This is a genomic window from Psychrobacter sp. T6-1, from assembly GCF_052258445.1.
Genome location: NZ_JBQQFC010000731.1, coordinates 1 through 654, shown reverse-complemented (window position 1 = coordinate 654; position 654 = coordinate 1). Strand labels below are relative to the sequence as shown.

Genomic DNA, 654 nt, shown 5'->3' with positions numbered 1-654 from the left:
AAGGCAACCGAAATCGTCCGTGAGCGTGCGCCTGACTTAGCCGTTGATGGACCGCTACAGTATGACGCCGCCTCAGTCATGAGCGTCGGCAAACAAAAAGCGCCTGACTCAAAAGTCGCCGGTCAAGCCAACGTGTTTATCTTCCCAGATCTGAACACAGGTAACACCACCTATAAAGCAGTGCAACGTAGCGCGAACGTCATCAGTGTCGGGCCGATGCTGCAAGGTTTAAATAAACCGGTTAATGATTTGTCCCGTGGCGCGTTAGTCGATGATATTGTTTATACCATTGCGTTGACTGCGATTCAGGCTTACAGCGATTTAATTTAAAACTTTACTAAAACTTTCATACAGCCGTTTATCATTAATTGATGCTAAGCGGTTTTTATTAAGCAATATTTACTCTCAATCGCTATAATAGCGCCATGACTCACTCACCTACTCTTACGCAAAACATTAACCCTTTGATTCGCGTCTATCTAGGCGGCTCGTTTGATCCGGTGCATCTGGGTCATATCCAGATGGCGATGGCAGTTTATGAGTGCTTAGCCCCTATTGCTAGCGAGCAAAATCGCACGCTACATTTGTCACTACTACCCAATGCGCGCTCACCGTTTAAAACCGATAGCACAGACCCTCAGCATCGCTTAGCTA

General features: G+C 46.6%; 1 protein-coding gene and 1 pseudogene. Both read left to right on the top strand.

Translation table 11 applies throughout. The features are described from left to right. A partial coding sequence (locus tag ACTXGO_RS15695) for a phosphate acyltransferase (protein ID WP_443575169.1) occupies nucleotides 1-330 on the top strand: 330 nt, incomplete at its 5' end. Nucleotides 331-425: 95 nt separating this feature from the next. Further along, nucleotides 426-654: pseudogene (locus ACTXGO_RS15690) on the top strand (nicotinate-nicotinamide nucleotide adenylyltransferase); the annotation flags it as partial.